Origin of the sequence: Pseudomonas sp. S3E17 (genome assembly GCF_024168685.1) — a bacterium.
GTDB classification, from domain to species: domain Bacteria; phylum Pseudomonadota; class Gammaproteobacteria; order Pseudomonadales; family Pseudomonadaceae; genus Aquipseudomonas; species Aquipseudomonas marginalis.
On sequence record NZ_JALJWE010000001.1, the window covers coordinates 1,288,656 to 1,314,317 of the forward strand.

At 56.2% G+C, this 25,662-nt stretch carries 24 protein-coding genes and 1 pseudogene; 11 read left to right on the plus strand and 14 right to left on the minus strand.

What is annotated here, in order from left to right; translation table 11 throughout:
• Positions 1-98: 98 nt before the first annotated feature.
• Positions 99-1,424, minus strand: coding sequence for a sigma-54-dependent Fis family transcriptional regulator (locus J3D60_RS05310; RefSeq protein WP_253490233.1), 1,326 nt, complete (start codon positions 1,422-1,424; stop codon positions 99-101).
• 244 nt (positions 1,425-1,668) lie between these two features.
• Between J3D60_RS05310 and J3D60_RS05315 the strand changes: the two genes are divergently transcribed.
• The 4 genes from J3D60_RS05315 to J3D60_RS05330 all read left to right on the plus strand — a co-directional run bounded on the left by J3D60_RS05315 (position 1,669) and on the right by J3D60_RS05330 (position 7,479).
• The gene (locus J3D60_RS05315; RefSeq protein ID WP_253490235.1) at positions 1,669-2,547 is read left to right on the plus strand and encodes an MBL fold metallo-hydrolase; all 879 of its coding nucleotides are present in this window, start codon (positions 1,669-1,671) and stop codon (positions 2,545-2,547) included.
• 55 nt (positions 2,548-2,602) lie between these two features.
• Positions 2,603-4,273, plus strand: coding sequence for a bifunctional protein tyrosine phosphatase family protein/NAD(P)/FAD-dependent oxidoreductase (locus J3D60_RS05320; protein WP_253490237.1), 1,671 nt, complete (start codon positions 2,603-2,605; stop codon positions 4,271-4,273).
• Positions 4,274-4,301: 28 nt separating this feature from the next.
• Positions 4,302-5,102, plus strand: a complete 801-nt coding sequence (locus tag J3D60_RS05325; RefSeq protein ID WP_253490238.1) for a sulfite exporter TauE/SafE family protein — start codon at positions 4,302-4,304, stop codon at positions 5,100-5,102.
• A gap of 352 nt (positions 5,103-5,454) precedes the next feature.
• The gene (locus tag J3D60_RS05330; protein WP_253490239.1) at positions 5,455-7,479 is read left to right on the plus strand and encodes a c-type cytochrome; all 2,025 of its coding nucleotides are present in this window, start codon (positions 5,455-5,457) and stop codon (positions 7,477-7,479) included.
• 351 nt (positions 7,480-7,830) lie between these two features.
• On the opposite strand, the gene J3D60_RS05335 is transcribed toward J3D60_RS05330, so the two are convergent.
• Together J3D60_RS05335 and J3D60_RS05340 are read right to left on the minus strand one after the other, a co-directional pair.
• Positions 7,831-8,814, minus strand: coding sequence for a c-type cytochrome (locus tag J3D60_RS05335; RefSeq protein ID WP_253490240.1), 984 nt, complete (start codon positions 8,812-8,814; stop codon positions 7,831-7,833).
• Positions 8,811-9,476: a c-type cytochrome gene (locus J3D60_RS05340; RefSeq protein ID WP_253490241.1), complete on the minus strand. Its 666-nt coding sequence runs from the start codon at positions 9,474-9,476 to the stop codon at positions 8,811-8,813. The genes J3D60_RS05335 and J3D60_RS05340 overlap by 4 nt, the downstream gene beginning before the upstream one ends.
• 539 nt (positions 9,477-10,015) lie before the next feature.
• Here J3D60_RS05340 and J3D60_RS31265 point away from each other — a divergent pair.
• On the plus strand, positions 10,016-10,150 hold the full coding sequence (locus J3D60_RS31265; protein ID WP_301294467.1) for a hypothetical protein: 135 nt from the start codon (positions 10,016-10,018) through the stop codon (positions 10,148-10,150).
• Between the two features lie 85 nt (positions 10,151-10,235).
• Here the strand turns inward: J3D60_RS31265 and J3D60_RS05345 are convergent, their stop codons facing one another.
• Together J3D60_RS05345 and J3D60_RS05350 are read right to left on the minus strand one after the other, a co-directional pair.
• Positions 10,236-10,808, minus strand: coding sequence for a TetR/AcrR family transcriptional regulator (locus J3D60_RS05345; RefSeq protein ID WP_253490242.1), 573 nt, complete (start codon positions 10,806-10,808; stop codon positions 10,236-10,238).
• A 108-nt stretch (positions 10,809-10,916) separates the two neighbouring features.
• Positions 10,917-12,398, minus strand: a complete 1,482-nt coding sequence (locus tag J3D60_RS05350) for an amino acid permease (RefSeq protein WP_253490243.1) — start codon at positions 12,396-12,398, stop codon at positions 10,917-10,919.
• 372 nt (positions 12,399-12,770) lie between these two features.
• Here J3D60_RS05350 and metC point away from each other — a divergent pair, with 372 nt between their 5' ends.
• Positions 12,771-13,940 carry a cystathionine beta-lyase gene (gene metC / locus J3D60_RS05355; RefSeq protein WP_253490245.1) on the plus strand — a complete coding sequence of 390 codons (1,170 nt, stop codon included), beginning with the start codon at positions 12,771-12,773 and terminating at the stop codon, positions 13,938-13,940.
• Between the two features lie 15 nt (positions 13,941-13,955).
• Here the strand turns inward: metC and J3D60_RS05360 are convergent.
• Positions 13,956-14,180: pseudogene (locus tag J3D60_RS05360) on the minus strand (hypothetical protein); the annotation flags it as partial.
• A gap of 771 nt (positions 14,181-14,951) precedes the next feature.
• Here J3D60_RS05360 and J3D60_RS05365 point away from each other — a divergent pair.
• The 5 genes from J3D60_RS05365 to kefC all read left to right on the plus strand — a co-directional run bounded on the left by J3D60_RS05365 (position 14,952) and on the right by kefC (position 19,174).
• Complete coding sequence (locus J3D60_RS05365) at positions 14,952-15,284, plus strand: carboxymuconolactone decarboxylase family protein (RefSeq protein ID WP_069787674.1); 333 nt, start codon at positions 14,952-14,954, stop codon at positions 15,282-15,284.
• A 42-nt stretch (positions 15,285-15,326) separates the two neighbouring features.
• Entirely contained in the window at positions 15,327-16,433 is a 1,107-nt protein-coding gene (locus tag J3D60_RS05370) for an alkene reductase (RefSeq protein ID WP_069787675.1), read from the plus strand.
• A 48-nt stretch (positions 16,434-16,481) separates the two neighbouring features.
• Positions 16,482-16,700 (plus strand): 4-oxalocrotonate tautomerase family protein, encoded by a 219-nt coding sequence (locus J3D60_RS05375; protein WP_069787676.1) that lies wholly within the window; start codon positions 16,482-16,484, stop codon positions 16,698-16,700.
• A 109-nt stretch (positions 16,701-16,809) separates the two neighbouring features.
• The gene (gene kefF, locus J3D60_RS05380) at positions 16,810-17,331 is read left to right on the plus strand and encodes a glutathione-regulated potassium-efflux system oxidoreductase KefF (RefSeq protein WP_253490247.1); all 522 of its coding nucleotides are present in this window, start codon (positions 16,810-16,812) and stop codon (positions 17,329-17,331) included.
• A gap of 1 nt (position 17,332) precedes the next feature.
• Positions 17,333-19,174, plus strand: a complete 1,842-nt coding sequence (gene kefC, locus J3D60_RS05385) for a glutathione-regulated potassium-efflux system protein KefC (RefSeq protein ID WP_253490249.1) — start codon at positions 17,333-17,335, stop codon at positions 19,172-19,174.
• Between the two features lie 18 nt (positions 19,175-19,192).
• Here kefC and J3D60_RS05390 read toward each other — a convergent pair whose 3' ends face one another.
• From J3D60_RS05390 to J3D60_RS05425, 8 genes are all read right to left on the minus strand, one after another.
• Entirely contained in the window at positions 19,193-19,522 is a 330-nt protein-coding gene (locus tag J3D60_RS05390; protein WP_179028428.1) for a co-chaperone YbbN, read from the minus strand.
• Between the two features lie 63 nt (positions 19,523-19,585).
• Complete coding sequence (locus J3D60_RS05395) at positions 19,586-20,284, minus strand: DsbA family oxidoreductase (protein WP_253490251.1); 699 nt, start codon at positions 20,282-20,284, stop codon at positions 19,586-19,588.
• A 14-nt stretch (positions 20,285-20,298) separates the two neighbouring features.
• Positions 20,299-20,877, minus strand: coding sequence for a TetR/AcrR family transcriptional regulator (locus J3D60_RS05400; RefSeq protein WP_253490253.1), 579 nt, complete (start codon positions 20,875-20,877; stop codon positions 20,299-20,301).
• A 101-nt stretch (positions 20,878-20,978) separates the two neighbouring features.
• Positions 20,979-21,752: an SDR family NAD(P)-dependent oxidoreductase gene (locus tag J3D60_RS05405; protein WP_253490255.1), complete on the minus strand. Its 774-nt coding sequence runs from the start codon at positions 21,750-21,752 to the stop codon at positions 20,979-20,981.
• A 94-nt stretch (positions 21,753-21,846) separates the two neighbouring features.
• On the minus strand, positions 21,847-22,401 hold the full coding sequence (locus J3D60_RS05410) for an OsmC family protein (RefSeq protein WP_253490257.1): 555 nt from the start codon (positions 22,399-22,401) through the stop codon (positions 21,847-21,849).
• A 181-nt stretch (positions 22,402-22,582) separates the two neighbouring features.
• Entirely contained in the window at positions 22,583-23,158 is a 576-nt protein-coding gene (locus J3D60_RS05415; RefSeq protein WP_253490259.1) for a TetR/AcrR family transcriptional regulator, read from the minus strand.
• 120 nt (positions 23,159-23,278) lie between these two features.
• Complete coding sequence (locus J3D60_RS05420; protein WP_069787685.1) at positions 23,279-23,479, minus strand: YbdD/YjiX family protein; 201 nt, start codon at positions 23,477-23,479, stop codon at positions 23,279-23,281.
• A 12-nt stretch (positions 23,480-23,491) separates the two neighbouring features.
• Positions 23,492-25,549, minus strand: a complete 2,058-nt coding sequence (locus J3D60_RS05425) for a carbon starvation CstA family protein (RefSeq protein ID WP_253490260.1) — start codon at positions 25,547-25,549, stop codon at positions 23,492-23,494.
• Between the last annotated feature and the right edge of the window lie 113 nt (positions 25,550-25,662).

Genomic DNA, 25,662 nt, shown 5'->3' on the forward strand with positions numbered 1-25,662 from the left:
AGACAGTTACGATGTTATCGGGTTGGATTCAGCGGGAATTGGCAGGCCAGCACGCTGCCAATCTGCCAGGTTGGCAGTCATTGGCAGTCGTAGACTGCCTAGGCCAGGCCCTGTTCTTTCAGGCGTCGGTACAAGGTCCTGTCGCTGATCCCCAGGTGCTTGGCCAACTCGCTGCGGGTGCCTTTGAATGTCGCCAACACCTGCGCCAGCGTGTTGCTGTCTAACGGCGTCGAAGCCACAGCCTGAGGCGGCAGCGCCGCGCATGCCTGGGGTAAATGGACGGCACGGATGACGCCGTCGTCAGCGAACAGACTGGCTCTTTCCAGAGCATTGCGTAACTCACGGATATTGCCAGGCCAGGGGTATTGCTGGAGCCTTGCCAAGGCTTCAGGGTCGAGGGTCAGGCGGCGCGTGCCGGCACCGCCACGCTGTAGAAAGGAATTGGCCAGCAAGCCGATGTCTTCGACCCGGTTACGCAAGGGTGGCAAGTGAATCGGGAAGGCGCTGATGCGATAGTACAGGTCCTGCCTGAACTCGCCTGTTTCCATCATCTTTTCCAGCGGTTTGTGGGTGGCGGCAATCAATCTGAAATTGGCGTGACAGGTCTCGACACTGCCGACCCGGCGATAAGTCGAGGATTCGATCAGGCGCAACAGTTTCACCTGCATGGCCAACGGCACATCGCCAATTTCATCCAGAAATAATGTGCCGCCCTGGGCGGTTTCGACCAAGCCGGGCTTGCGCGTGATGGCGCCGGTAAAGGCGCCTTTTTCATGGCCGAACAACTCGCTCTCGAACAACGTTTCGGTCAAGCCCGAGCAATCCACCACGACAAACGGCCCGGCGGCCCGCTCGCTGGTTTCATGGACGGCGCGCGCGAACAGCTCTTTACCGGTGCCCGATTCCCCCAGAAGCAGCACCGGCAGCATGGATGGCGCCACCCGTTGCAACTCCGACAGGGCGAGGTTGAAAGCCGCTGAACAGCCGACCAACCCTTCGTCGCTGGGGCGCGCCGAGGCGCTGCGTACCAGTGTCAGGCGCTCCACATAGGCGGTAATCACCCCGTGCTCGTCGAGGATCGGGCGCAATTCCACGTCGACATGCTCCGGCCCCCGAGGCGTGTGGTGGATGTGCAAGACACGATCCGGCCCACGCATTTCCTGGGCTTTTTTCATCGGGCAATTCTCACCCGCCTGATCACAAGGGACGTCGTAATGGTGGGAGATCTGATAGCACTTATGCCCGATGAAGGGCTTGTCAGCGCTGCCGAACTGACGCTGATAGGCCGTGTTGGCCGCCAGGATGTTGTAGTCCGGATCAAGCACGATCATGGGGTTGGGTTCGTGTTCCAAAAACGAAACAAGCGACTGCACTTGATCCGGAGGGGGGACGGCGTTGGTGGGGGTCGGCTGAAAAGTCTTCATCATGGCTCCTGGAATCCATTCTTCTATCCTGTTGTGGCACTGCCACCTCTGTCAACAGGCACTGCCAATGGCAGAAAAACCCACCCGACAGAGGCCCTAACACGCCCATACAACAACAAAAAAACAAATAAAATCAATTAGATATTAGAAATTTTGGTGAGTGCCATCGCCTGGCAAACTTATTGCGCTGTCAGTCCTTAGTCTAAGTGGCTCGGTAAAAAAAGCCCTCTCAAGGAGACCGTTCATGCGCGTCAAACTTCACGTCGAAGGCTTCTTCGACTCTGCCACCAACACTGTCAGCTATCTGGTACTGGATGAAGCCAGCAGCCACTGCGCGATCATCGACAGCGTTTTGAATTACGACCCCAAATCAGGCCACACCGCCACCACGTCCGCTGACCGCCTGATAGCCCGGGTGAACGAGCTGAATGCGCAGGTCGAGTGGATTCTGGAGACCCACGTCCACGCCGACCACCTGACCGCCGCGCCCTACCTGAAAGAGAAAGTCGGCGGAAAAATAGGCATCGGCAGTCAGATTTCGACGGTGCAGAAGGTCTTCGGCACGCTGTTCAATACCGGTAGCGATATGCCCCGCGACGGCAGTCAGTTCGATCACCTGTTCGTCAGCGACGAGTCGTTCAGCATCGGCACGCTGCACTGCACCGCACTGCACACACCCGGCCATACGCCAGCCTGTATGACTTATGTGATCCGCAACGGCGGCGAAACGGCAGCCTTCGTCGGCGACACCTTGTTCATGCCCGACTACGGCACTGCCCGCTGTGACTTCCCCGGCGGAGACGCACGCACGCTGTTCCAGTCAATCAACAAAGTGTTGAGTCTGCCGGCAGAGACATTGCTTTATATGTGCCACGACTACCAACCGGGGGGCCGTGAAGTGCAGTTCGTCAGCACCGTTGCCGAACAGCGCGAGCACAACGTGCATGTGCGCAATGGCATCAGTGAGGAGGAGTTCGTGGCGATGCGTACCAAGCGGGATGCCTCGATGGACATGCCGACACTGATCCTGCCCTCGGTCCAGGTCAACATGCGAGCCGGGCATTTGCCCGAGCCTGAATCGAACGGGACCCGCTATCTGAAAATCCCGCTCAACGTCGCCTGACACTCATCCCCCCCCCAAAAAAATATAAGAAAAAATACCCATAACGGAGACACTTATGGATATCCGCCGCCTTGCACCTGCTTTATCGGTATCAGAACAGATTCTCCCCAGCCAATTGGCTGAACTGAAAGCCGCCGGCTTTCGTGCCATCATTTGTAACCGCCCCGATGGCGAAGGCAGCGACCAACCGTTGTTTGCCGAAATCAAACGCGCCGCCGACGCAGTCGGCATGGAGGCGCACTACCTTCCCGCCGAATCGGGCAAAGTCACCGACGAGCAAGGGGCTGCCTTCGGCAAGCTGTTGGAAACGCTGCCCAAGCCGGTGTTGGCCTATTGCCGCTCCGGTATGCGCTCGACAACGATGTGGGCGCTGTCACAAGCGGGTCAACACGACCTGCCGCACATCGTCGAGAGCGCCAAAAAAGCCGGGTTCGATATGAAGGGCGTGATTCGGCGGATTGCGAACCAGGGTCGCACGCCGGTCGAAGTGGCTGAGGCGCAGCACACCGTAGTCATCATTGGCGCCGGCGCGGCGGGTATCGCCACCGCCTCCAGCCTGCTGGCCCGCGCGCCGGGGCTCGACATTGCGATCGTCGACCCGGCCGATGTGCATTACTACCAGCCTGGCTGGACGCTGGTGGGCGGCGGTGTGTTCGACGCGCGTCAAACGGCTCACACGATGGGCACCACCCTGCCCCGCGGCGTGCATTGGATCAAGGCAGCGGTGGCGGCTTTCGAGCCCGAGCGAAATGCGGTCATTTTGGATGGCTGCCGGGTCGTCAAATACGAGCAACTGATCGTGTGCCCCGGCCTGAAGCTCGATTGGCATGCCGTCGAAGGCTTGTCGGAGACCCTGGGCCGCAACGGCGTGACCTCCAACTACCTGTATCACCTGGCACCTTATACCTGGGAAAGGGTGCAGCAACTGCGAGGTGGTCGGGCGATTTTCACGCAGCCGCCGATGCCGATCAAATGTGCCGGGGCGCCGCAAAAAGCCATGTACCTATCGGCCGATCATTGGAAACGCAGCGGCGTACTGGATGCCGTCGAGATCGAGTTCTACAGCGCCGGTGCGGTGCTGTTCGGGGTTTCCGACTATGTGCCGGCGCTGATGGAATACGTCACTGCTTACGGTATCGACCTGAATTTCGGCAACACCCTCACCCGCGTCGACGGCCCGGCACGGACGGCCACGTTCAGCGGGGTGAATCTGGATGGCAGCCCCCGTGTGGTGACCCGTGAGTTTGATTTACTGCATGTGGTACCGCCGCAGGTCGCGCCGGATTTCATTCGAGTGAGCCCGTTGGCTGACGCGGCCGGCTGGATTGATGTCGACCCCGCCACGCTGCGACATAAAACCTGGGCAAACATTCATGCGCTGGGCGACGCGGCCAATTCGAGCAACGCCAAGACCGCTGCCGCCGCCCGCAAGCAGGCGCCGGTGGTGGCCTATAACGTGTTGGCGGCCATGGGTAAGGCGAACGGTTGCGCGCAGTACGACGGTTACGGCTCCTGCCCGCTGACGGTGGAACGCGGCAAGATCGTCCTGGCGGAGTTCACCTATGGCGGCAAGGTCGCCCCCAGCTTCCCGTCATGGCTGATCGACGGCACCCGCCCGTCCCGGCTGGCCTGGCTGCTCAAAGAGCGGATTCTTCCACCGCTGTATTGGAAGGGCATGCTCAAGGGCCGCGAATGGCTGGCGAAACCCGAGTTGACCGACCAATGAAATCAGGGCTGAACGCAAGGAGACTGAAATGATCATCGTCTTACTGCTCGGATTGACAGTGGGCGTGATTCTGGCTCTGACCGGCGCCGGCGGTGGAATACTCGCGGTGCCGTTGCTGGTGTTCGGGGCGGGCTTGAGCATGGCCGAGGCCGGGCCCATTGGCCTGCTGGCCGTCGGCCTGGCCGCGACCCTGGGCGCGGTGATGGGCCTGAAAAACGGCACCGTCCGCTACAAGGCAGCGCTGTTAATTGCCGCCGCCGGGATCATCTGTTCGCCCCTGGGCCTTTGGTTGGCGCAGCGCACGCCGAATCGTCCGCTGACGATCCTGTTTGCCTGCGTGCTGATGTATGTGGCGGTCCGGGTATTCAAACGGTCGTTGCCGCCGTCCGCGGCGTCAAAGGCCGCTGTCGCGAGCAAGCCACCGCCCTGCGTATTGGACGCCCAACGAGGTAAGCTGAACTGGACGGCGCCGTGCGCCTGGGCACTCACGGTGTCGGGCGTGGTTGCGGGCGGGCTTTCGGGCTTGCTCGGCGTGGGCGGCGGCTTTGTGGTGGTGCCGGCGCTGCAGCGATACACCAATTTGACCGCGCAGTCGGTGCTGGCAACGTCCCTGGCGGTGATTGCACTGGTGTCGATGTCCGGCGTTGCCGCAAGCTCTGCGGCCGGCCACCTGCAGTGGGCGATTGCCCTGCCGTTCTCCCTGGGCGCATTGGTTGGAATGATGTGCGGGCGCCTGATCGCGGCCCGGCTAGCAGGTCCACACCTACAAAAAGGGTTTGCCGCTGTTTCTATGGCGGTTTCGGTGGCCTTGCTGGTGAAGGCTATTTAGTGATGTACATGAGCCATCCACTTCCAGGCCTGCCTAAGCCTCGCCTATAGCCCGTGACTTGCCCCCAGCTTTGTTCGGCTGAGCGCATGGGTGTAGTGAGTGTCACCGGCGGGCACTGCGTCGACCGCTTTTTTCAAATCGCGTTGTCAGTGGCGAAGTCCGAGTCACTTAATAAAATCCCTTGATGTAAGTGGCTGACGCTGACCCACATCAAGGGACGCCCGCAAAAAATTTGCTAAAACGATGCTGGGGCTGACCACGCCCCGGCTGTCTGCCTGATGACTCAATAAAAACGATTGCAGACCTGCGCCGAGGGGATCGCCCCAGGCCGGGTTATTAAAGGAATAGTGCGATGACTTTTCCCCTGTTACGTCTGTGCCTTGTGGGGGTGATGCTGTGTCTGTCTCATCCCTTACACGCCAACGAAGCTCCCCCCTCGCTGATCGAACAGGGTAAGTACGTTGCCCAACTGGGCGACTGCATCGCCTGCCACACCGCCAAACAAGGCGCGCCAATGGCCGGCGGGCTGGAGCTGAGCACGCCGATGGGCACGATTTATTCGAGCAACATCACCCCGGACCGCGACACTGGCATCGGCCAGTACACATTCGAGCAGTTCGACCGGTTGATGCGTGAAGGCGTGACGCCTGCCGGGCAGAACGTGTACCCGGCGATGCCCTATCCGTCATACGCGAAGATGAGCGAAGGCGATATGCGCGCCTTGTTCGCCTACCTGATGCAGGGCGTGGAGGCAGTGAAAAAACCGAACATGGAAGCGCAGATGGGCTTTCCGTTCAACCAACGCTGGGGCCTGGCGTTGTGGAATTTCGCGTTTCTCGACAAGCAGCCGTTCGTGCCTGACACGGCGAAGGATGAAGTGCTTAACCGTGGCGCTTACCTGGTCCAGGGCCTTGGCCACTGCGGCTCTTGCCACACCCCGCGCGGCTTCGCCTTCCAGGAAAAAGCCATGAGCGATGCGGACCGCAGCGGCCAGCATTACCTGGCCGGCGAGACCGTCGAACACTGGCGCGCGTTGAGCCTGCGCAACTTGTGGACGGTGGAGGACACCGTGCAACTGCTCAAAACCGGGCAGAACCGCTTTGCCACAGTCTCGGGCAACATGGCCGATGTGATTCACCACAGCACTCAGCACTTCACTGACACTGACTTGACGGCCATCGCGACCTACTTGAAATCCCTGCCGCCAGGTAAAGATGACCTGCCGATGCCTGCCGTGGCGCACGAGCCCGCAGCACCGCCCAAGGAACTGTTCAACAGCCGTGGCGGCCTGGGTTACATGCAGTTTTGCAGTGACTGCCACCGTAGCGATGGCGGCGGGGTGAAAGGCCTGTTTCCACAGTTGGCCGGTAACCCGAGTGTCGCCTCGAACGACCCGGCTTCACTGCTGCACATCACCCTCACCGGGTGGAAAACGGCTGAGACGGCAACCCATCCACGGGCCTACACCATGCCCGGGTTTGCTCGCCTGGCAGATCAGGAAATCGCCGAAATCCTCAGCTTCGTGCGCAGCAGTTGGAACAATGAAGGCACGCCCATCAGCGCAGCCCAAGTGAAGAAAATGCGGGACCAGCTCAACCCGATCACCACTGATTCTTCAGCCTTCGAAACCCCACGTTTGGCTGAGTTACTGACAGCCCCCAACGCCGAACAAGTTGTACGCGGCATGCGCCTACATCTGCAGACCAAGGAGCTGCTGCCCAATAACGTCGGCAACTCGCTCAATTGCACCAGTTGCCATCTCAACGCGGGCACTGTGGCGGACGGTTCGCCGTTTGTTGGCGTCTCGACGTTTTTCCCAGGTTATGCGCCACGTGCGGGCAAAGTGGTGACCCTGGAAGAACGGATCAACGGCTGCTTTCGCCGCTCCATGAATGGCAAGCCGCTGCCACCACAATCGACAGATATGCAGGCGATGGTGGCGTACTTCGACTGGATGAAAAACAACGTTAAGCTGGAAGATAGAGTGGCAGGGCGCGGGGTGGGCAAGGTCGACACGACGATCAAGCCTAATCTGGACAACGGCGAGCGGGTTTATGCCAAGCAATGTGCGGTGTGCCATGGCGACAATGGCCAAGGTCTGACGCGAGCGGACGGCGAACGGGTGTACCCACCGTTGTGGGGCGAACAGTCGTTCAATATTGGGGCGGGGATGGCGCGCGCATACACGGCCGCGGCATTTGTTAAACGCAACATGCCGATCGGGTTCCACGAGAAATTTCCATTGGGGCAGGGAGGGTTATCTGACCAAGAGGCGGTGGATGTGGCCGCGTACTTTACCCAGCAGCCAAGGCCGGATTTCCCGGACAAACTGAAGGATTGGCCGAAGGGTGGTAAGCCGGTGGATGCGCGGTATTAACCGCAGCCGCCCAAAGCGGGCGCTGTAAATAAGGGAGCGGCGGTCTTGGTAACTTTATATAAACTCCATCAAGGCCGCCAGACAAACTCCCACAGGTCACACCGTGCCATGGCTCACAACGGATTAAGTAGCTGAATGAGGCTACTTGATCTCACCCTGGTTTTTAAAGATGAGTAAACTTGCATGATGCAGGAAAAGTTCATCGCGCCTCCATTTTGGCTAGGAATGGCCTAAAGTAGACGGATATTTTCCGGCTACTTCAGCCCATTCCAAGCACCCATCTGCGGTATGCAATTGAAGCTGCTGACGGCTACATTGCACATTTGCTTACACACGGCGCCGCGGATAGCGCTAATCCGGTTGGTTGATACCTTGTCCCAGCATCACACCATTAACGGTCTCTCCGTATAAGTTTACGCCGTCGCCTTCGTGATACTTTTTTCGAGTCTTTTCAATGGAACCATCGACTAGACGAGGATCCTGAGGCCGCTCATGGCTATTGATGTACGCAGCCACATGCCAAGCTTCATCATCCTTCAGAGAACCGCCCTTACCCAGGGGCATATTTTGCTTGATAAAACCGGCGGCAGTATTGATGCGGTGCATCCCCGCCCCCCAGTTGTAAGATTCCCATCCCCAAAGCGGCGGAAATACGAATGCGCCCAAGGACTTTTGGCCCTGCCCCTCCACTCCATGGCAGATGGAACATTGTTCAACATATATTTGTTTCCCTTTAGCCAGATCAAAACCTTTTTCAGGTGCGGGGATAACAGGATAGAGGCGCCCTGGAAGGTTCTCGCCCACAGGTGCCTTGGTCGCGAGCCAATAGGCATAGGTGCCGAGCGCTTTCATTACATGACTATCACTGGAGGGAGCCTTGCCGTTCATGCTGAATTCGAAGCAACCCTGCATCCGTTCGGTAAACGTATTCACTTTGTTATTCTTTTTTCGATAGGCGGGGTACATGCCATAAGCTCCCCACAGAGGGGCAGAATCCGCCTTACGACCTTGATCGAGGTGACAATTACTGCAGTTAAGACCATTGCCAACATACCCAGGAGCATTTTTTTGAGTATTGACAAAAATATCACGGCCCTCCCTTACCAGCACCCCGAAGGCATTGTCTGGCAGGTCCATTTCTTGCGGTGGGGTAAATACAGAAGGCGAAACCGCATCAACCGCCATGATGGCGTGGCTTTGAGCATTCGCATCACGTTGAGATCCGACCGGCCCCTTGATTGTCGGAGCCATGTCGCGTTCTTCGTACAACGTTTTCGCAACCAGAAGTGGCACAGCTATGGCAATAGTGAGCAGTATTTTCGCTGGAAACTTCATTGCTTAACCTCACCGCTCAACCTGGGCAAATAGACTGACAAATCTTGAACTTCGGTATCGCTCAACGAACGTGCGATATGGATCATTAGTTCATTTGGGTCATTCTTTCGCGTTCCACTGCGCCAAGCATTTAACTGCGCCGCGATGTAGGCACTGGACTGGCCAACAAGCGGGGGAAAGCTTTCTCCCACGCCAGTGTTACTCACCCCGTGACAAGCCACACACGCAGGAATATTGCGACTCCAGTCTCCTTGCTTCACCAGTTTTTCAGCGACGCTGCCCAGACTACCGGTGGAATTCAACCCGACACTCGGAGCATCGACAACTAATGCATTTAAGTAGCGGGCAACAGCCTCACCTTCAGTATTTTTAAGCGCCAATGCGATAGGTTGCATCACGGCACTGGCCCGTTTTCCAGAGCGAAAATCTTCAAGTTGCTTGGCCAAATAACCCTGCGGCAAGCCCGCAAGACGGGGAAATCCTGCGCTGCTGTTGCCCATCCCATTGGTAGAATGGCAGGTAGCGCAAGCCACTGCTGCAGGTGACTCGCCTCCTTGAGTGTAGATTTTCTGACCTAGGGACTCGGCGTTTGCTCCGGTCGCCAGCACAACAACGCAGGCACTAATGCTGGTCTTGAGACAGAATCTTGTTGAAAGACTCACGATTTTTTGACTCCTTTTTTTATTGGCTCATTCACAGTGCGATCCAACTATTTATGCCCTAGGTTTATGCCCTAGGTGAAGGAGCTAGATAGCGACATACCGCGCTGTAATGATTTTTATGAATATACTTATGCCCAAAAAAAATATTGTCAATTTGTTCCCTCATAACTTTGAGGGCAGAGCCCCTCCTCCCATCCCCTTACTTGGAAGCGTCGCTCGGCCCCCGTCAGACCTGAAATCGCACGAGGAACTTCAGTGCGCATATCGGCAACATACGCTTCCCACTATTGCAGCGGCTTATATCAGTGATCGCTTGTGCTGCGCCTCTACTACCCGTAATTCCATCGAGACCAGTGCGCGCAGAGTCGAGCCGAATCTTCCACTCGCTCAGACGGGCAATCGCCAAAGCGAGTGCTCGCGATTCTGGATCGTCTTCACTGCGGTCCGCTCCAACGAGCCAAAGCTGCGGGTCCGGAACCTGCCCCGTACTAGGGCATGGATATCGTTGGCGCCTGCACAATAATCTAGGCAGCTTCACTTTGAAGGTCCTCAAGCACTGCATCACAGTGGTCACCGGCGTGTCCGGTTCAGGACATTCCTCGTTGGTGTTCGACATGATCGCGACTGAATCCCAACGCCAGCTCAACGAAAGCTACAGCCGCAAGCCCGTTTAACACCTAGACGCGATGCTTACTCATCAACCCGTTGCCCCGCGATGCAACTGGGCGGCTACATCGCGGGAATGCTTAACGATGGCCTTCAGGTCCGGCCTGGCACGACACTACTATTCAAAATCAAATTAAACCCAACCAGATCCGTCACCTTCTCACTGAGCGCCCATGCAACAAAACTACCGCCTTCCAGCACGCTCAATAGCGCCCTTGCCAGCACCTCGGGATCTAGCTCTGCTTTGATGACGTTTAACGACTGCCCGAGCGCCAAATTATTTTTTAACCAAGCAAGGTGCACTTCAAAAAATTGTCGGGTCAATTGTTTAAGGGCCTCCGGTAGTACCGACAGCTCAGCGGCAAGTGCGCCACACAGCGGTAATGCGCCACTGTTGGAGCTGTCAATAAAAAAATCAGAAAAATTTTTCAAGCGCGCCAGCACATCAGCGCTGTCTTCGTTAATTAATGTCAGCTTTTTTTTAAACCTAAAAAGATAACTCTCGATGACCGCGGCCCCCAAATGTTCTTTAGTCGGAAAATGATGATGAATACTGGCTTTTTTAATACCAATTTCATCGGCTAAATCGGCATAGCTGAATGAGGCATAGCCTTTTGTTCGCAACAATAACTCGGCAGTAACTAAAAGATCAGTTCGTGTGCTCATGGCGCTTACCTATATTTATTAGTGCGATAATACTCACTGCGCCGGCGCACTGGTTCAACTCATCACGATAAGAGGCCACCACGACTTCGGCCTCTTATCGTTCATTTCTTATACGCCTGCTTGATTAGGATGAGCATTGATATCTAATGATTCGTTTGTTCTGGAGCGGACCACCTTCCACCATCCCAACGACAGCGCGATCGCCACCAAGGGAATAGACAAGACAGTATAAGTCCCGTTTGGATAATCGAGTCCCAACAGCACCAACACCACACCGAGGAAAATAAGCGTCAGCCATGACGTAAATGGCGCGCCAGGCATTTTAAAAGACACCATTTCTACCTCCCCTCTTTTAACTGCTCGACGGTAGTTTATTTGTGACAAAACAATAAACGCCCACGTCGACAATATCCCCAGCGACACCAAGTTCAATAACAACTCGAAGAGTTGAGCAGGCATGAGAAAGTTCAACCCCACTCCAATGACGTTAATGACCATGGTGACCAGAATCCCCATATAAGGAACGCCCTGGGTGCTCATGCGTTTGAACATTTTCGGCGCAGACCCGCCCATGGCCAATGATCGCAACACCCGCCCTGTTGCATACAAACCGGAGTTTAGGCTTGAGAGCGCGGCAGTCATCACGACAATGTTCATGACGGAACCGATGCCAGGAATGCCGAGCGCCTCGAAAAAGGTGACAAAGGGGCTGACGTTAGCGCTGTAGGCAGTCCACGGTAAAACGGTCACCAGCAAAAATACCGAGCCCACGTAAAACAGGCCGATACGCCAGATCACGCCATTGATCGCCTTAGGAATTACGCGCCGTGCATCCGCCGTCTCACCTGCAGCGGTACCCACCAGTTCGATGCTCGCATACGCAAATATCACGCCTTGCACGATGATAATTGCCGGCAATAGCCCATGGGGGAATATCCCGCCATTCTCGGTAATCAAGTGCAAGCCTGGGATAGTGCCTCCCACCGCATGGCCGGTGGCAAAGAAAAACGAACCTATAACCAGGAAGACACTGATCGCCGCAACCTTTATGACCGCAAACCAGAATTCCATTTCGCCGAACCATTTCACTCCGACCATATTCATCACGGTCACCACACCCAGGGCACTCAATGCAAACACCCACTGTGGAACGTCAGAAAATACACTCCAGTACTTCATGTAAATAGCGATGGCGGTTATATCAACGACGCCCGTTAATGCCCACACCAGAAAATACATCCATCCTGCCACAAAAGAAGCGCCTTCTCCCATGAACTCTCGCGTGTATGAGACAAAACTGCCACAACTCGGGCGGTGCATTACCAACTCGCCCAAGGCTCGCAAGATGAAGAACGCAAAGATGCCACAGACCAAATAAACAACGGCCAGCGACGGACCAGCAATTTGTAGCCTGGCCCCTGCGCCCAAGAACAAACCGGTGCCAATAGCACCGCCCAATGCCATCATCTGTACATGGCGTTTTTTCAAATTTTTTGAGTAGCCACTTTCGTGGGCATCCAGCCAATCTGCCCGGTTCGCGGGCCTGCCTTTGAAACCACGGTCTTTTGGAAAGGTATTATTTTTTTTCATAATCCACCCGAGCGATTAATGTGCTTTTTTTTATTTATCGAAACGCCTACTTTTTGTGTACCTTAAAAAGTTCAGATAAAACGTTCCTCATCATCACTTTGTCAGGCGCCATGCCTCTCCCGCACGCCTCTTGTATAACTCCGACTCTCGCCTGGCCAAACAACCACTAGAAACGCCGGACAACAAAAAACCTACCATCCACATGATAGCCATGCAATAAATATTTAAAACACGCGACCATGCTATTGTTTTTTATGGCAAAAAAATAAATTGCCAACCAAGTGGTAGACATTTAAATATCGTGTGAATTACTCTGATATCGTCGCCTTAGCCGCGACCAGCCCCCCACCAGGACAAACATTGGACGGTCGTATGAAGCCTTATAAAAACGTACAAACGCTGCTCGCCCACGCATCAATCGAGCCCGACCAGCATCATGGTTTCGTGAACACGCCGGTTTATCGAGGTTCGACCGTCGTATTTCCTACCTGCGAGGACATGCGTGAAGGCCGTCAGAAATATATCTACGGCCGATGGAATAACCCCTCGACGCAGGCGCTGACCCAGGCCCTGACCCAACTTGAAGATGCGCAAGGCACTGTGCTTTGCCCTTCAGGTCTCAACGCATGTACGACAGCCATATTGTCTGTGGTCGGTACGGGGGATCACCTGCTGGTTGCCGACAATGTGTATTCGCCGATAAGAGCTTTTGCCGATGACGTGGGGCGGCGCCTTGGCATCGAAGTATCGTTCTACGACCCGATGATCGGCTCCGACATCGCGGCGCTCATCAAACCTAACACCAAGGCCATTTACCTCGAGTCGCCAGGGTCGTTGACCCTGGAAATACAGGACATCCCCGCCATCGCCAAGGTCGCCCATGCACATGACGTATTGGTGATCGCAGACAACACCTGGGGTACCCCGCTCTACCATCCTGCGCTGGAACTGGGTGTGGATCTTTCGATCATGGCCGCCACAAAGTACATCGTCGGCCACTCTGACGCGGTGCTGGGAACGGTCTCGGCCTCAGAGAGAGCCTGGGACCGCCTGAAAAAATACCACTTCAATATGGGCTTGTTCGTCAGCCCTGACGACGTGTCACTGGCGCTTCGCGGCATGCGAACCCTGGATGTAAGACTTGAACGACATTACAAAAACGCGATGATCGTGGCCCGCTGGCTGGAAAGCCATGGCGACGTTACGGCGGTTTACTACCCGGCCCTCGAATCCCACCCTCAGCATGAACTATGGAAAAGAGATTTCAAGGGCGCCTCCGGACTGTTGTCTTTTCTGACCAAGCCCGCGACCCAAGCAGCGGCCGATGCACTGCTGGACAACTTGTCGCTGTTTTCAATCGGTTACTCGTGGGGCGGCTATGAAAGCCTGGCGATGCTTACAGACCCTAAAGCAGTCAGAAGCGCGACAACCTGGGAGCATGATGGCCATCTTGTGCGACTGCACATTGGCCTGGAAGACCCGGAAGACCTTATCGCCGACCTGGAACAAGGCTTTGAGCGCTTCAACAGGTTAAACAGCTGACAGGCTGCTGGTTTTTCATGCACTTCTTTGGCTGCGCCTGACCAGCGCAGGCAAGGTTGCGAACAGCACTTCATACGGCACCGGAATCAGCCCGAACATCACCAGCGGACCCAACGAAAGCCCGCCCATGAGGGTGATCGCCATCCGTGCCCGCGAACAGCATCAACGGCGCAGGCCGATGATGCAGGTAAACTTTGCCAAGACGATAGGCCGCAGCCTCATCACTGCGGCCTTCAGCATTGGGCTCCAGACCTGCACTGCGCGAGGCTGAACATGCGATCAAATCCAAATGGATGGGGAGTGGCCGACTGGCTGGTTGGATCAACACCGGCCCTCTGCGCCTGGCAAGTTCGCGCGGTCCCACAAATCCACGACCAAAACAGTCGACCATTGAAGCGATCGGCGGCTGATCAATGGGCAGATTTGCAGTCGCGGCCGTTGAAGTCTGGGCACTTGACCATAGCACTCAACTTTCGACCGAAGAAACCGCAGCGATGACAAAGCGATCCAAAGCCAGTCGCCCCTCGCTGTGAGTGCGATGCAACTGAGTACCGACATGGCGACAAACTCGATTGCGGTGGCGCAGGCCTGCCAGAAAGGTGTACCGCAATCGGGTCAGCATCACCGATGCTTTCGACCCAAAGTGCAGCGGGAGCCAGCCAGGCGGCCAGCGCTTGCAGCGAGCTATCGAGCCTGGCAATAAACGTGAACAAACTGGTAGGCGGTTTCAAGGTTTAAACGTGCAGTGATACCAGCGGCTGCTCAAAAAACTGCGAGTTAAAACAAATCAATAACCTGCCGAAAACGCTCTCGACGGCTCAGGGCAAACGGTTAACGCTTCGGTCATGTCACTGCCTTACACTGTCTTTCAGCGCGTTTTCAACACCTTCGATTATACGGATAGTAAATATTTTCAGAATAAACGTTGCAAGCCTACCAACTGGATGGTAGCTTGTTACCATATTCCAAGAAGCCCGCCATCCACCACCCTACTTGTTTTGTGAGAATCCTATGAAAGACTGGACCCAAACCCGCAAAGACATCAACGCTCGCCTGGTAGAACTCAACGCTCTGTCTCCAGAAACCATGAAAGGCATGGCTGCACTCGGTGCCGCCGGTGGCAAGACCAACCACCTGGACGCCAAGACCCGCGAGCTGATCTCTCTGGCCGTGGCCGTGACCACTCGTTGCGACGGTTGTATCGCTTTTCACGCTGCCGAAGCCAAGAAGCTTGGCGTTACCAGTGAAGAAGTGGCCGAAGCCTTGAGCGTGGCAATCAACATGAATGCCGGCGCCGCACTCGTCTACAGCACTCACGTGCTGGACGCGTTCGATAAGTCGTAAGTAAACGCTGACTTTCAACCTTTAACACTGTCGAGATCAATCATGACTAAGCTGTTCACCCCTTACGATCTGTCGGGTACCGCGCTGAAAAACCGCGTGGTCATGGCGCCGATGACCCGTACCCGTACCCTGAACAACATCGCGAACGCGTTCACCGCGCAGTACTACGCACAACGCGCGTCCGCTGGCTTGCTCATCACCGAAGGCCTGCCGATTTCCGACGAGGCTCGTGGCTACCTGTACACCCCCGGGATTTATACCGAGGAACACCTGGCAGGCTGGCGCCCGGTAACTGACGCAGTGCATGCCAAGGGCGGGAAAATTTTCGCGCAACTGTGGCACGTTGGCCGTATGTCGCACATTTCGGTACATGGCATCGTTCCGGTTTCTTCGGGCACTCAGCCGGCGGTCGATACCACCGTGTACGCCTGGTCCACACCGGACCAAACCGGCCCGGTACAACCTAGCGTGCCGCGTGCGTTGGAAACCAACGAAGTGAAACGTGTCATCGCTGACTTTGTGAAGTCCGCACGCATCGCGATGGATGCCGGTTTCGACGGGATCGAAATCATGGCAGCTAATGGCTTTCTGTTCGATCAGTTCCTCAGCAGCGCTTTGAACACCCGTACCGACCAGTACGGCGGTTCAATTGCCAATCGCCAGCGTTTCCTGTTGGAAACCATTGACGCGATCGCTGCCGAAATTGGCGGCTCGAAAATTGGCGTACGTTTCTCCCCGTTTGGTCGCTTGTACGACTTCGGCGTCTACGAAGGTGAAGAAGAAACCTGGATGAGCATGGCGGCCGCGCTGAATGAACGCGAACTAGCGTTCGTTCACCTGAACTACCAGCCGACCATCGTCGCCGCGCAAACGCCACCGGGTTTCGGTGCCGCATTCCGTGAAGCGTATAAAGGTACCTTAATGGCCGCCGGCGGCTTTACCCAAACACTCGCCGAGTCTGAATTGGCCAAGGGTGAGCTCGACCTGATCGCCTTCGGCACCGCCTACATTGCTAACCCGGATCTGGTAGAGCGGATGCAAAACGGCTGGCCATTGGCTGAACCTGATCGTGCGACGTTCTACGCTGTCGGCGATCAAGTAGCCAAAGGCTACACGGACTACCCTGAGTATGCCGCAGCCAACGCTTGATGGCTCATTGCATCACTTTTTTTCACCACAACCGTTAAGGAGCAGACCATGCCACTCGTTACCATCAAAGGTATTGAAGGCGTTTTTACCGACCAGCAAAAAGCTGAAGTCATTCAGAAAGTGACGGACGCCATGGTATCCGTAGAAGGTGAAAGCATGCGTGGCATCACCTGGGTCATCTTTGAGGAAGTCAAGAGCGGCGATTGGGGCATTGGCGGCAAACCCATTACAGCTGAAGAAGTACTGAAACTGCAAAAAGGTCAGTAAGGGGTCTCATCCCTTAATAAACGACTCCCGGGTCGTTGGGCGTTATCACGCCCAACGACCCGGGAGTTTTTGCGTTCTATATGAACACTGATTTATCGTGGAATATTCAATGATTCTGATCATTTATGCTCACCCGTACCCGGACAAATCCACGGTAAACGCGGCTATGCTCAAGCAGGCAGCCACTCATCCTGATGTCGTCATCCGCTCTCTCTACGCGCTTTATCCCGACTTCAACATCGACGTCGAGGCCGAACAGCGGGCGGTTGAAAAGGCTGACCTGGTAGTGCTGCAACATCCAATGTACTGGTACAGCTACCCTCCCCTGATGAAATTGTGGATCGATAATGTATTCACCCATGGCTGGGCCTACGGCAAACACGCCCATGCGCTTAAAGACAAACCTCTGTTGTGGGCAGTTACGACCGGCGGCGACGAGGATCACTTCGGCATCGGTGCCCATCCCGGTTTTTCTGTACTGGCTCAGCCACTGCAAGCTACGGCTATCTATTGCCATATGCGCTGGCTGGAGCCTGTGGTTTTCCATGGTGCGTATACCGCGGACCCAACTGCCCTGCACACACACCTCGAGTACTACAGCGCACGCCTGACCGCTGGCAAGGAAGATTGATATGGAAACTCACAGCCTGATTGAAATGCTCATTTACCTGGGTGCGGCGGCATTGATAGTACCGATTGCCGTGCGACTGGGGCTGGGCCCTGTGCTCGGCTACCTGATTGCCGGCTGCCTGATCGGTCCATGGGGGCTGAAGCTGGTAACGGATGTGAAGTCCATTTTGGAGTTCGCCGAAATCGGCGTCGTACTGATGCTTTTCATCATCGGCCTGGAACTTGATCCCAAACGGCTCTGGGCTATGCGCCGAATGGTATTCGGCGGCGGCGCCTTGCAAATGCTGGTCTGTGGCGCGGCGATTGCGGTGTTTTGCGTCGCATTGGGCCTGAACTGGACGGCAGCGCTGTTGGTCGGCTTGACGCTGAGCCTGTCGTCGACCGCAATCGCCATGCAAGCCATGAACGAACGCAACATGACCTCGACCGCCGTGGGCCGTAGCAGTTTTGCCGTGCTGCTGTTCCAGGACATCGCGGCCATTCCGCTGGTGGCAATGATTCCGCTGCTGGCGGCACATGGTGGCACGCCGTCGGGTTCAGAACTGGCGATATCGGTCGCCAAAATCGTCGGGGCGATCGGCGCGGTCGTCGTGTTAGGCCAGTACGTTTCCCGCCCGGTGTTGCGCTTCGTGGCGCGCTCCGGATTGCGCGAAATCTTCAGCGCCGTGGCGCTGTTTCTGGTGTTCGGGTTCGGCTTTCTGCTGGAAGAAGCCGGTTTGTCGATGGCCATGGGCGCCTTTCTTGCCGGCGTGCTGTTGGCCAGCTCCGAATACCGGCACGCCCTGGAAAGCGACATCGAGCCGTTCAAGGGGCTACTGCTCGGCTTGTTCTTTATCGGCGTAGGTATGTCGATCGACTTCGGCACGCTGATCAATGCACCGCTGATGGTCTTGACCCTGACCCTGGGCTTTATAGTGATCAAGCTGCTGGTGATCAAACTGCTCGGGCGCTTCCTGAATGTTCCCGCTGACCAGCGCTCCTGGCAGGCGGTGTTTCTCGGCCAGGGCAGTGAATTTGCGTTCGTCGTGTTTGGCGCTGCAACGGTGGCCGGAATTCTGGTCGACCCGTGGGGGAAAAGCCTGACACTAGCTGTAGCCTTGTCCATGTGTGTCACGCCGTTGCTGATTCTGCTGCTTAACCGCCAGGAATCCTCCGGCAAACAGGCCGATGGGGACGCCGACACGATCGACCAGAAAAATCCGCGGGTGATCATCGCCGGCTTCGGGCGATTCGGCCAGGTCGCCGGTCGCTTGCTGATGTCTTGCGGCTTTGAGGTAGTGGTGCTGGATCACGACCCCGACCATATCGAGACGCTGCGCAAATTCGGCGTCAAGGTGTTTTACGGGGATGCTACTCGTCTGGATTTATTGCATGCCGCCGGCGCTGACCAGGCGGTGGTGCTGATCAACGCCATCGACGATCAGGCCGACAACTTGAGACTGACCCAACTGGCCCAGGAGCACTTTCCTGACTTGAGGTTGGTGGTGCGCGCGCGCGACATGGGCCACATCATTACCTTGCGCCAGATGGGCATCGAGGCCGTCGAGCGGGAAACCTTCGAAAGTGCGCTGTCCTTGGGACGCAGGGCGCTGGAGTACCTGGGCATTGGGCGATACGAAGCCCGCGAGCGAGCGGATCGATTCCGTCGGCTGAATCTTGAGATGCTTGAGGACATGGCCGCACAACCGGTGGAGGATACCGAATACAAGTACGACGCCTACAAACGGGCCAACGCACTGTTGACGGAAATCTTCAACGAAGACCGCGCGCATCCCATCGTTAACTGGATCGGCGCCAATCCACACCCAAGCGATGAACAGGACCGCAAGGCAGATCAACCATAGCGCTGAGGGACAGCCGGGTCAGGCCGCCTCTTCCAGCTCTGCGAGAATCGCTTTTTTCATGGCGCCGATCGACCGGGATCCGGCCATGACTCGCAACAATCGACCCTCATGGAAAACCGCCAGGGATGGCACCGCGCGGATACCGTACATTTGCGCAATGGTCGGAGACACCGCCACATCGATCTTGCCAAACGCAGCCAACGCATGAAGTTTTTCTTCCAAGGCATGGAAGACCGGTTTCATTTCTTGGCAAGGCTTGCACCAGGACGCCGAAAACAGCACGACGCTACTGCCTTTGGCCACAAAGCGGGCGAATTGTGGGGCACTCAACTCAACGATACGGCTCATTTTGACCTCGTGTTTAAGGCGATGGGCAGGCGGTCGGTTTAAGGGCCGCATGACCATTGCCAATCAAATTTTGCAACCATCGATCCCGCAGACCTGGCCAATGAACGCGTCATCGTTGACTCCGGCCTTTGTCTGCATTTTATTCAGCGCTTCGAGAAATGCGGCCTCAGGCTGAGCCCCCGATAACGAGAACGCATTATTGAAGACAAACATCGGAACGCCTGAACCCAGTTGCGCGGCGATTTGCTCGTCCTCTTCCATCTCCACACGCATCTCAACGGATGACTCCGCCAGTCGGATCGACTCATCCGATACACCGGCTGCCCGAGCAATGGCTTCCAGGCTGCCTTGATCAAACAGTGATTGCCCGTGAGTGGTGCTTTGCTCGTACAGCGCTTCCACCAGGTGTTTTTTAACGTCGGCGTCTGTGACGGCCTTGACCAGTACGTGGGCCTGCGTGGTATCGCCAAACAGCATGGTGTCAAAGCGGTAGTCCAAGCCGTCGGCCCGACCATATTGACTCACCGTGCTGATCATCGCCTCAACCAAACTGGGATTACCAAGCTTGCGTTTAAGCGCCGCAATCATCGGCTCTGGCGCGTAGTTTGCCGCCAGGCGATATGCTCGGATGTTGATCTGTACCTGGTCTTTCTCAGCAAACTGATCAAGCGCTTTCTCGAATCGACGCTTGGCAATCCAGCACCAGGGGCACACATAATCAGACCAGATATCGACTACATATTTTTTCGAAGGGGTTTGCATCATTTATCCTGTATTCAAAGAAATTGAGACCCGGCCAGCGCGTCAAGCAAATGGTCGAAGCCAGCCAACGGGTCGGCTGATCGGCCCAATGTCCAGTTGATAAGGCTTGCGCCTTCCAACGTGCTCAGCAACATGAAGGCGTACACTTGCACAGGCTTGTTCAACGACCAGCTGTGGTGCTGAGCCGCGTCATTGAGCGTGCTTTGCAGCCAGTCAAGCTGGGATTCAAAGAAGTCCCGAGTCAGCCCTTGCAACGACAATGGCAACGCCGCCATTTCTGCTGCCAGCGCACCGCATAGCGGTAACAGCCCGTCATTGGCGCTGATAACGAAAAGCCGGGAGAAGGCACGCAGGCGCTGCAGTGGATCGGCATGTATGGCTTCGATTGATGCTAGAGTCTCATTGAAGCGAGCGATATAGTCCTTGATCAACTCCGCGCCCAGGCACTCCTTGGTCGGGAAGTGATGATGGATACTGGCTTTTCTGATGCCAATTTGCATCGCAAGATCGGCGTAGCTGAACGCTGAATAGCCTTTGGAACGCATATGCGTTTCTGCGGCACTGAGTAACGCAGCTTTGGTCGTGATGGACATTTAAGACTCCTGCAGCCGGCCTTCAGCCGCCTTCACCGTTCATCGGTAAAGGCGTGAAACTCCCGCAATGGGAGCTTCACACGCTTTGCTTGCCGTTATGGTCAGGCACGAACGGCCATGATGCCGGCATCCACGTCCCAAATAGCACCCGTCACCCAGGACGTTTTGTCCGAGAGCAGGAACAGGATCGTATTTGCGACATCTTCGGGAACGCCGACGCGGCCCAGTGGGTGGAAATCGTTCAGCGACTTCATCGCCTCCGGGATCGCGTCCTTGTCCATGAACCCTTCGTAGATCGAGGTATGGACGATGCCTGGCGAAACGGCGTTCACGCGGATACCCGAGTGAGCCAATTCAATTGCCAGGTTACGTGTCATCGCATGCAGACCCGCCTTGGCCATGGAGTAAGCGGAAGCCGGCGAACTTGCCAGTGCAGCCTGTGCGCCGATGGAGCCGACGTTGACGATGGCACCTTCGCGCTTGGCCGCAAGCATGTTCTTGACCACGGCCTGGGTGATGAAAAAGGTCGCACGGTTGATCGACAGGTACATGTCGTACTCGGCCTCATCGTGCTCGGTAAAAGCCTTAGGAATGAAGATCCCGGCTGAGTTCACCATCAGACTGATGTCGGTGTGGTTGGCGTTGATTTCCGAGCGAACTGCGTTCATGCCCGCCTCAGTCATCAGGTTAGCAACGATCACCGACACAGAGCCAAGCGAGCTCAACTCTTTGCGGACGGCTTCGGCTTTGTCTTGCTTGCTGCCGGTGAGTACCACGCTGCCGCCGGCCTTGAGCACCATGCGGGCCGTTTCCAAGCCCATGCCACTGGTGCCGCCGACGACCAACAGCTTCTTGCCTTTAAAAAAGTTGTTCATTTCAGACTCCGGTTATCCAGAACTATTGAGGGTCGGCACCAGGGCAGTTGGCCGCTGGTGCACACAAGGATTGAATTAATTTGCCGTGGGCGAATCAGCCCTCACGCACTTCCAAAGTAGGGACCATACGGATGGCTCGCGAGAAGTTGGCGTAGTTGACCGAGGTTTTCAGCACAACTTTGTGCAACTCTTCAACACGTTCACGGGAGGCGTCGGTGTGCAGGCGCACCACCACGCTCACTTCGTCGTAGCCTGGGTTGATGCTCTCGTCGATACCCAGGAAGCCACGTAGATCGAGGGTGCCGTCTGTCTCGATTTCCAGGCTATGGATCTTGATGCCCATCATCGCGGCATTGGCGGCGTAACCAACTGACATGCAGGCGTTGAGAGCAGCCATCAGCAGTTCTTGCGGGTTTGGTGCAGAGTTCTGGCCGAGCAATTCGTTGGGCTCATCGGCGGCAATTTCAAAATTACGCGAGTGGGTCTCACCTGCCAGGCTGTAGCGGTTCACTTTGGCGACAGAACGCGTCTGGCCTTTCCACTCAGTCTTGACGTTGAAACTTGCATGGCGCTTGGTCGCATCCTCAGCTACACCTTGTGCAAACTGCTGGAGTGCGGCGACGTCGATACCGTTCAGGTTGTTGCTCATCTGCTTAATCCTCTTTGGATGGACCGGGCGTTTGGCCCGAAAGAGAAGCAACTCTACCAAGTAGTAGGTAGCTAATCAAGCTATTTTATAAACACCCCATAAACCGCTCAAACAATGCAAAAAAAAACGCCTCGATTATTCGAGGCGTTTATGAGGTGACGGGCGTGCAGTGCAATAGTTTTTAATGACGCATGGTGTCTGCACGTACCCCATTCAAAATCAAATCGAACCCGGTGGACTGCTCATAAGCGTCGCTCATTGCCCAGGAAACAAAACTGCCCCCTTCCAATGTATTGAGGATGAGCCGAGCAACGTGCATTGCATTGAGCTCGGCCTTAATCTCCCCTCTCGCCTGGCCCAGCACGACATTGGCTTGAAGCCATTCAAGATGGATCTCGAAAAAGCCTCGGGTCATTTCCTTGAGCCTGACCGGTAATGCCAACAGCTCCGCAGCCAGTGCGCCGCACAACGGTAACAATCCGTTTTCACTGCTCTGGGCGAACATCTGGGCAAATGCGTTCAGGCGCTCGACAATTTCCGTGTTTTCGTCATTTACCTGCTCCAATTGTTTTTTGAAGCGAAACAGATAGCTCTCGACGATGGCAATCGCAAGGCCTTCCTTGGTGGGAAAATGGTGATGGATACTCGCCTTTTTAATGCCGATATCCTCAGCCAGGTCGGCGTAGCTGAAGGCTGCATAGCCCTTGGTACGCAACAGGATTTCGGCGCTGCTCAGAAGATCGGAACGTGTACTCATGATGAAGCATCCAGATTTTATCAATCGGCCATCATAAATCAGTCATCCCTGAGTTGACAGTGCACAGCCCTCATGCATAACGCCCGATGCAAGCATCGGGCGTTATGGGTTTACCTATTGTCAGCAACAGCGCGGCTGGCCGTTACCGCCGCCGTAGCGGGCTTGTTGGCGCTCCCGAAAGAACGTCTCGTAATCCATCAGCGGTTTGTGCGGGTGTTTGGTCTGCATGTGTTCCACGTAAGTATCATAATCAGGCATGCCGACCATCAGTCGTGCGGCCTGACCCAGATATTTACCCAGACGGCTCAGGTCATTGAACATCGCGCGCTCCCCTCATGCATCCGGCACTGGCTGATAAGGCGCTTCCCTGTCGGTGCGTTCCTTCGTGCCCCATGCAGCAATACCTACCTTGAGTGCAAAGAACAGGATACTGAACACCACCGCCAGAAACAGCGCGGTCAACGTCGCGTTGGTATAAGCGTTGTAGATCACGTGCTGCATCTGATCGAGGCTTTTAGCCGGTGCCAGTACCTGCCCATTGGCAACCGCATCGCTGTACTTTCTGGCCAGGGCCAGGAAGCCGATCGCGGGGTTGGCGTCGAACAACTTGATGAAGCCCGCCGTAGTGGTGCAGATCAGCAGCCACACCGCTGGCAGCATGGTCACCCAGATATAGCGTTGGCGCTTCATTTTGATCAGCACAACCGTCGCCAGCATCAGCGCGATACCCGCCAGCATTTGGTTGGAGATACCGAACAGCGGCCACAAGGTGTTGATGCCACCCAGTGGGTCGATCACACCTTGGTACAGCAGGTAACCCCACATCGCCACACAACCGGCCGTTGCGATCAGGTTAGCGGTCCAGGACTCGGTACGTTTGAGCGCCGGCACGAAGGAACCCAGCAGGTCTTGCAGCATAAAGCGACCGGCACGGGTGCCCGCGTCGACGGCGGTCAGGATGAACAGTGCTTCGAACAGGATCGCAAAGTGATACCAGAACGCCATGGTGTTTTCACCCGGCAACAGTTGGTGAAGGATCTGCGCGATGCCAACAGCCAACGTCGGCGCGCCGCCGGCTCTGGCCAGAATCGTGGTTTCACCGATGTCATGGGCGACCGCCTGCAATGCTTCCGGCGTGATCGCAAAGCCCCAACTGCTAATGGTTTGCGCGACGGTTACCGCATCAGCACCCACGACGGCGGCCGGACTGTTCATGGCGAAATAAACGCCAGGCTCGATGACCGATGCCGCAACCATCGCCATGATCGCCACGAACGACTCCATCAACATGGCGCCGTAGCCGATGTAACGGGCGTGACCTTCGCTGGCAAGCAACTTGGGCGTGGTGCCCGAGGCAATCAGCGCATGAAAACCGGAGACCGCACCACACGCGATAGTGATAAACAGGAACGGGAACAGGCCGCCCTTCCACACTGGGCCAGTACCATCGGTAAACTGCGTCAACGCTGGCATTTTCAAATCAGGCATCGTAACCAAGATGCCGATTGCCAACGCCACAATGGTGCCGATCTTCAGGAACGTCGACAGGTAGTCACGCGGCGCCAGGATCAACCACACCGGCAGCACTGCGGCGACGAAGCCGTAACCTATCAGCATCCAGGTAATTTGGATGCCGGTGAAGGTAAAGGCCTTGGCCCAGACCGGATCAGCGGCAATCTGCCCGCCCAGCCAGATTGAACCCAGCAGCAATGCCACGCCGATGACAGAGATTTCACCGATGCGACCCGGGCGGATATAGCGCATGTAGATGCCCATGAACATCGCAATTGGGATGGTCGCCATTACCGTGAAGATGCCCCAAGGGCTCTCGGCCAGGGCTTTGACCACGATCAGCGCCAGCACCGCGAGGATGATGATCATGATCAGGAAACAGCCGAACAGGGCGATGGTGCCGGGAATACGGCCCATTTCTTCACGTACCATGTCGCCTAGCGAACGGCCATTGCGACGTGTCGACATGAACAGCACCATAAAGTCCTGCACCGCACCGGCCAGCACCACACCGGCGATCAGCCACAGCGTGCCAGGCAGATAACCCATCTGTGCCGCCAGCACCGGGCCCACCAATGGGCCTGCACCAGCAATTGCTGCGAAGTGGTGACCGAACAGTACGTGCTTATTGGTCGGCACGAAGTCCAGGCCATCGTTGTTCACCACGGCAGGGGTGGGGCGACCGGGATCGAGCTGCATCACCTTGTTGGCGATAAACAGGCTGTAGTAACGATAGGCAACCAGATAGATAGCGACTGCCGCGACGACGATCCACAGCGCGTTGATCGCTTCGCCGCGGCGCAAGGCCACGACACTCAGCGCAAACGCACCCAGGACAGCCACGGAAAACCAGGCGAGATGTTTAGCCAGACGGTTCATTGCGTGTCTCCTGTCACAGCCATTGAGCTGCGACGATAATTTTTATAATTGTGTCCGCTACGCGGCGCTGGCTAATATCCGCGTACACCGATAACAAATACATCCGCACTACT

Bases quoted from the DNA above. Each gene is read 5' to 3' on its own strand.
- J3D60_RS05310 (WP_253490233.1), bottom strand. From the start codon at position 1,424: ATGAAGACTTTTCAGCCGACCCCCACCAACGCCGTCCCCCCTCCGGAT.
- J3D60_RS05315 (WP_253490235.1), top strand. From the start codon at position 1,669: ATGCGCGTCAAACTTCACGTCGAAGGCTTCTTCGACTCTGCCACCAAC.
- J3D60_RS05320 (WP_253490237.1), top strand. From the start codon at position 2,603: ATGGATATCCGCCGCCTTGCACCTGCTTTATCGGTATCAGAACAGATT.
- J3D60_RS05325 (WP_253490238.1), top strand. From the start codon at position 4,302: ATGATCATCGTCTTACTGCTCGGATTGACAGTGGGCGTGATTCTGGCT.
- J3D60_RS05330 (WP_253490239.1), top strand. From the start codon at position 5,455: ATGACTTTTCCCCTGTTACGTCTGTGCCTTGTGGGGGTGATGCTGTGT.
- J3D60_RS05335 (WP_253490240.1), bottom strand. From the start codon at position 8,814: ATGAAGTTTCCAGCGAAAATACTGCTCACTATTGCCATAGCTGTGCCA.
- J3D60_RS05345 (WP_253490242.1), bottom strand. From the start codon at position 10,808: ATGAGCACACGAACTGATCTTTTAGTTACTGCCGAGTTATTGTTGCGA.
- J3D60_RS05350 (WP_253490243.1), bottom strand. From the start codon at position 12,398: ATGAAAAAAAATAATACCTTTCCAAAAGACCGTGGTTTCAAAGGCAGG.
- metC (WP_253490245.1), top strand. From the start codon at position 12,771: ATGAAGCCTTATAAAAACGTACAAACGCTGCTCGCCCACGCATCAATC.
- J3D60_RS05365 (WP_069787674.1), top strand. From the start codon at position 14,952: ATGAAAGACTGGACCCAAACCCGCAAAGACATCAACGCTCGCCTGGTA.
- J3D60_RS05370 (WP_069787675.1), top strand. From the start codon at position 15,327: ATGACTAAGCTGTTCACCCCTTACGATCTGTCGGGTACCGCGCTGAAA.
- J3D60_RS05375 (WP_069787676.1), top strand. From the start codon at position 16,482: ATGCCACTCGTTACCATCAAAGGTATTGAAGGCGTTTTTACCGACCAG.
- kefF (WP_253490247.1), top strand. From the start codon at position 16,810: ATGATTCTGATCATTTATGCTCACCCGTACCCGGACAAATCCACGGTA.
- kefC (WP_253490249.1), top strand. From the start codon at position 17,333: ATGGAAACTCACAGCCTGATTGAAATGCTCATTTACCTGGGTGCGGCG.
- J3D60_RS05390 (WP_179028428.1), bottom strand. From the start codon at position 19,522: ATGAGCCGTATCGTTGAGTTGAGTGCCCCACAATTCGCCCGCTTTGTG.
- J3D60_RS05395 (WP_253490251.1), bottom strand. From the start codon at position 20,284: ATGCAAACCCCTTCGAAAAAATATGTAGTCGATATCTGGTCTGATTAT.
- J3D60_RS05400 (WP_253490253.1), bottom strand. From the start codon at position 20,877: ATGTCCATCACGACCAAAGCTGCGTTACTCAGTGCCGCAGAAACGCAT.
- J3D60_RS05405 (WP_253490255.1), bottom strand. From the start codon at position 21,752: ATGAACAACTTTTTTAAAGGCAAGAAGCTGTTGGTCGTCGGCGGCACC.
- J3D60_RS05410 (WP_253490257.1), bottom strand. From the start codon at position 22,401: ATGAGCAACAACCTGAACGGTATCGACGTCGCCGCACTCCAGCAGTTT.
- J3D60_RS05415 (WP_253490259.1), bottom strand. From the start codon at position 23,158: ATGAGTACACGTTCCGATCTTCTGAGCAGCGCCGAAATCCTGTTGCGT.
- J3D60_RS05420 (WP_069787685.1), bottom strand. From the start codon at position 23,479: ATGTTCAATGACCTGAGCCGTCTGGGTAAATATCTGGGTCAGGCCGCA.
- J3D60_RS05425 (WP_253490260.1), bottom strand. From the start codon at position 25,549: ATGAACCGTCTGGCTAAACATCTCGCCTGGTTTTCCGTGGCTGTCCTG.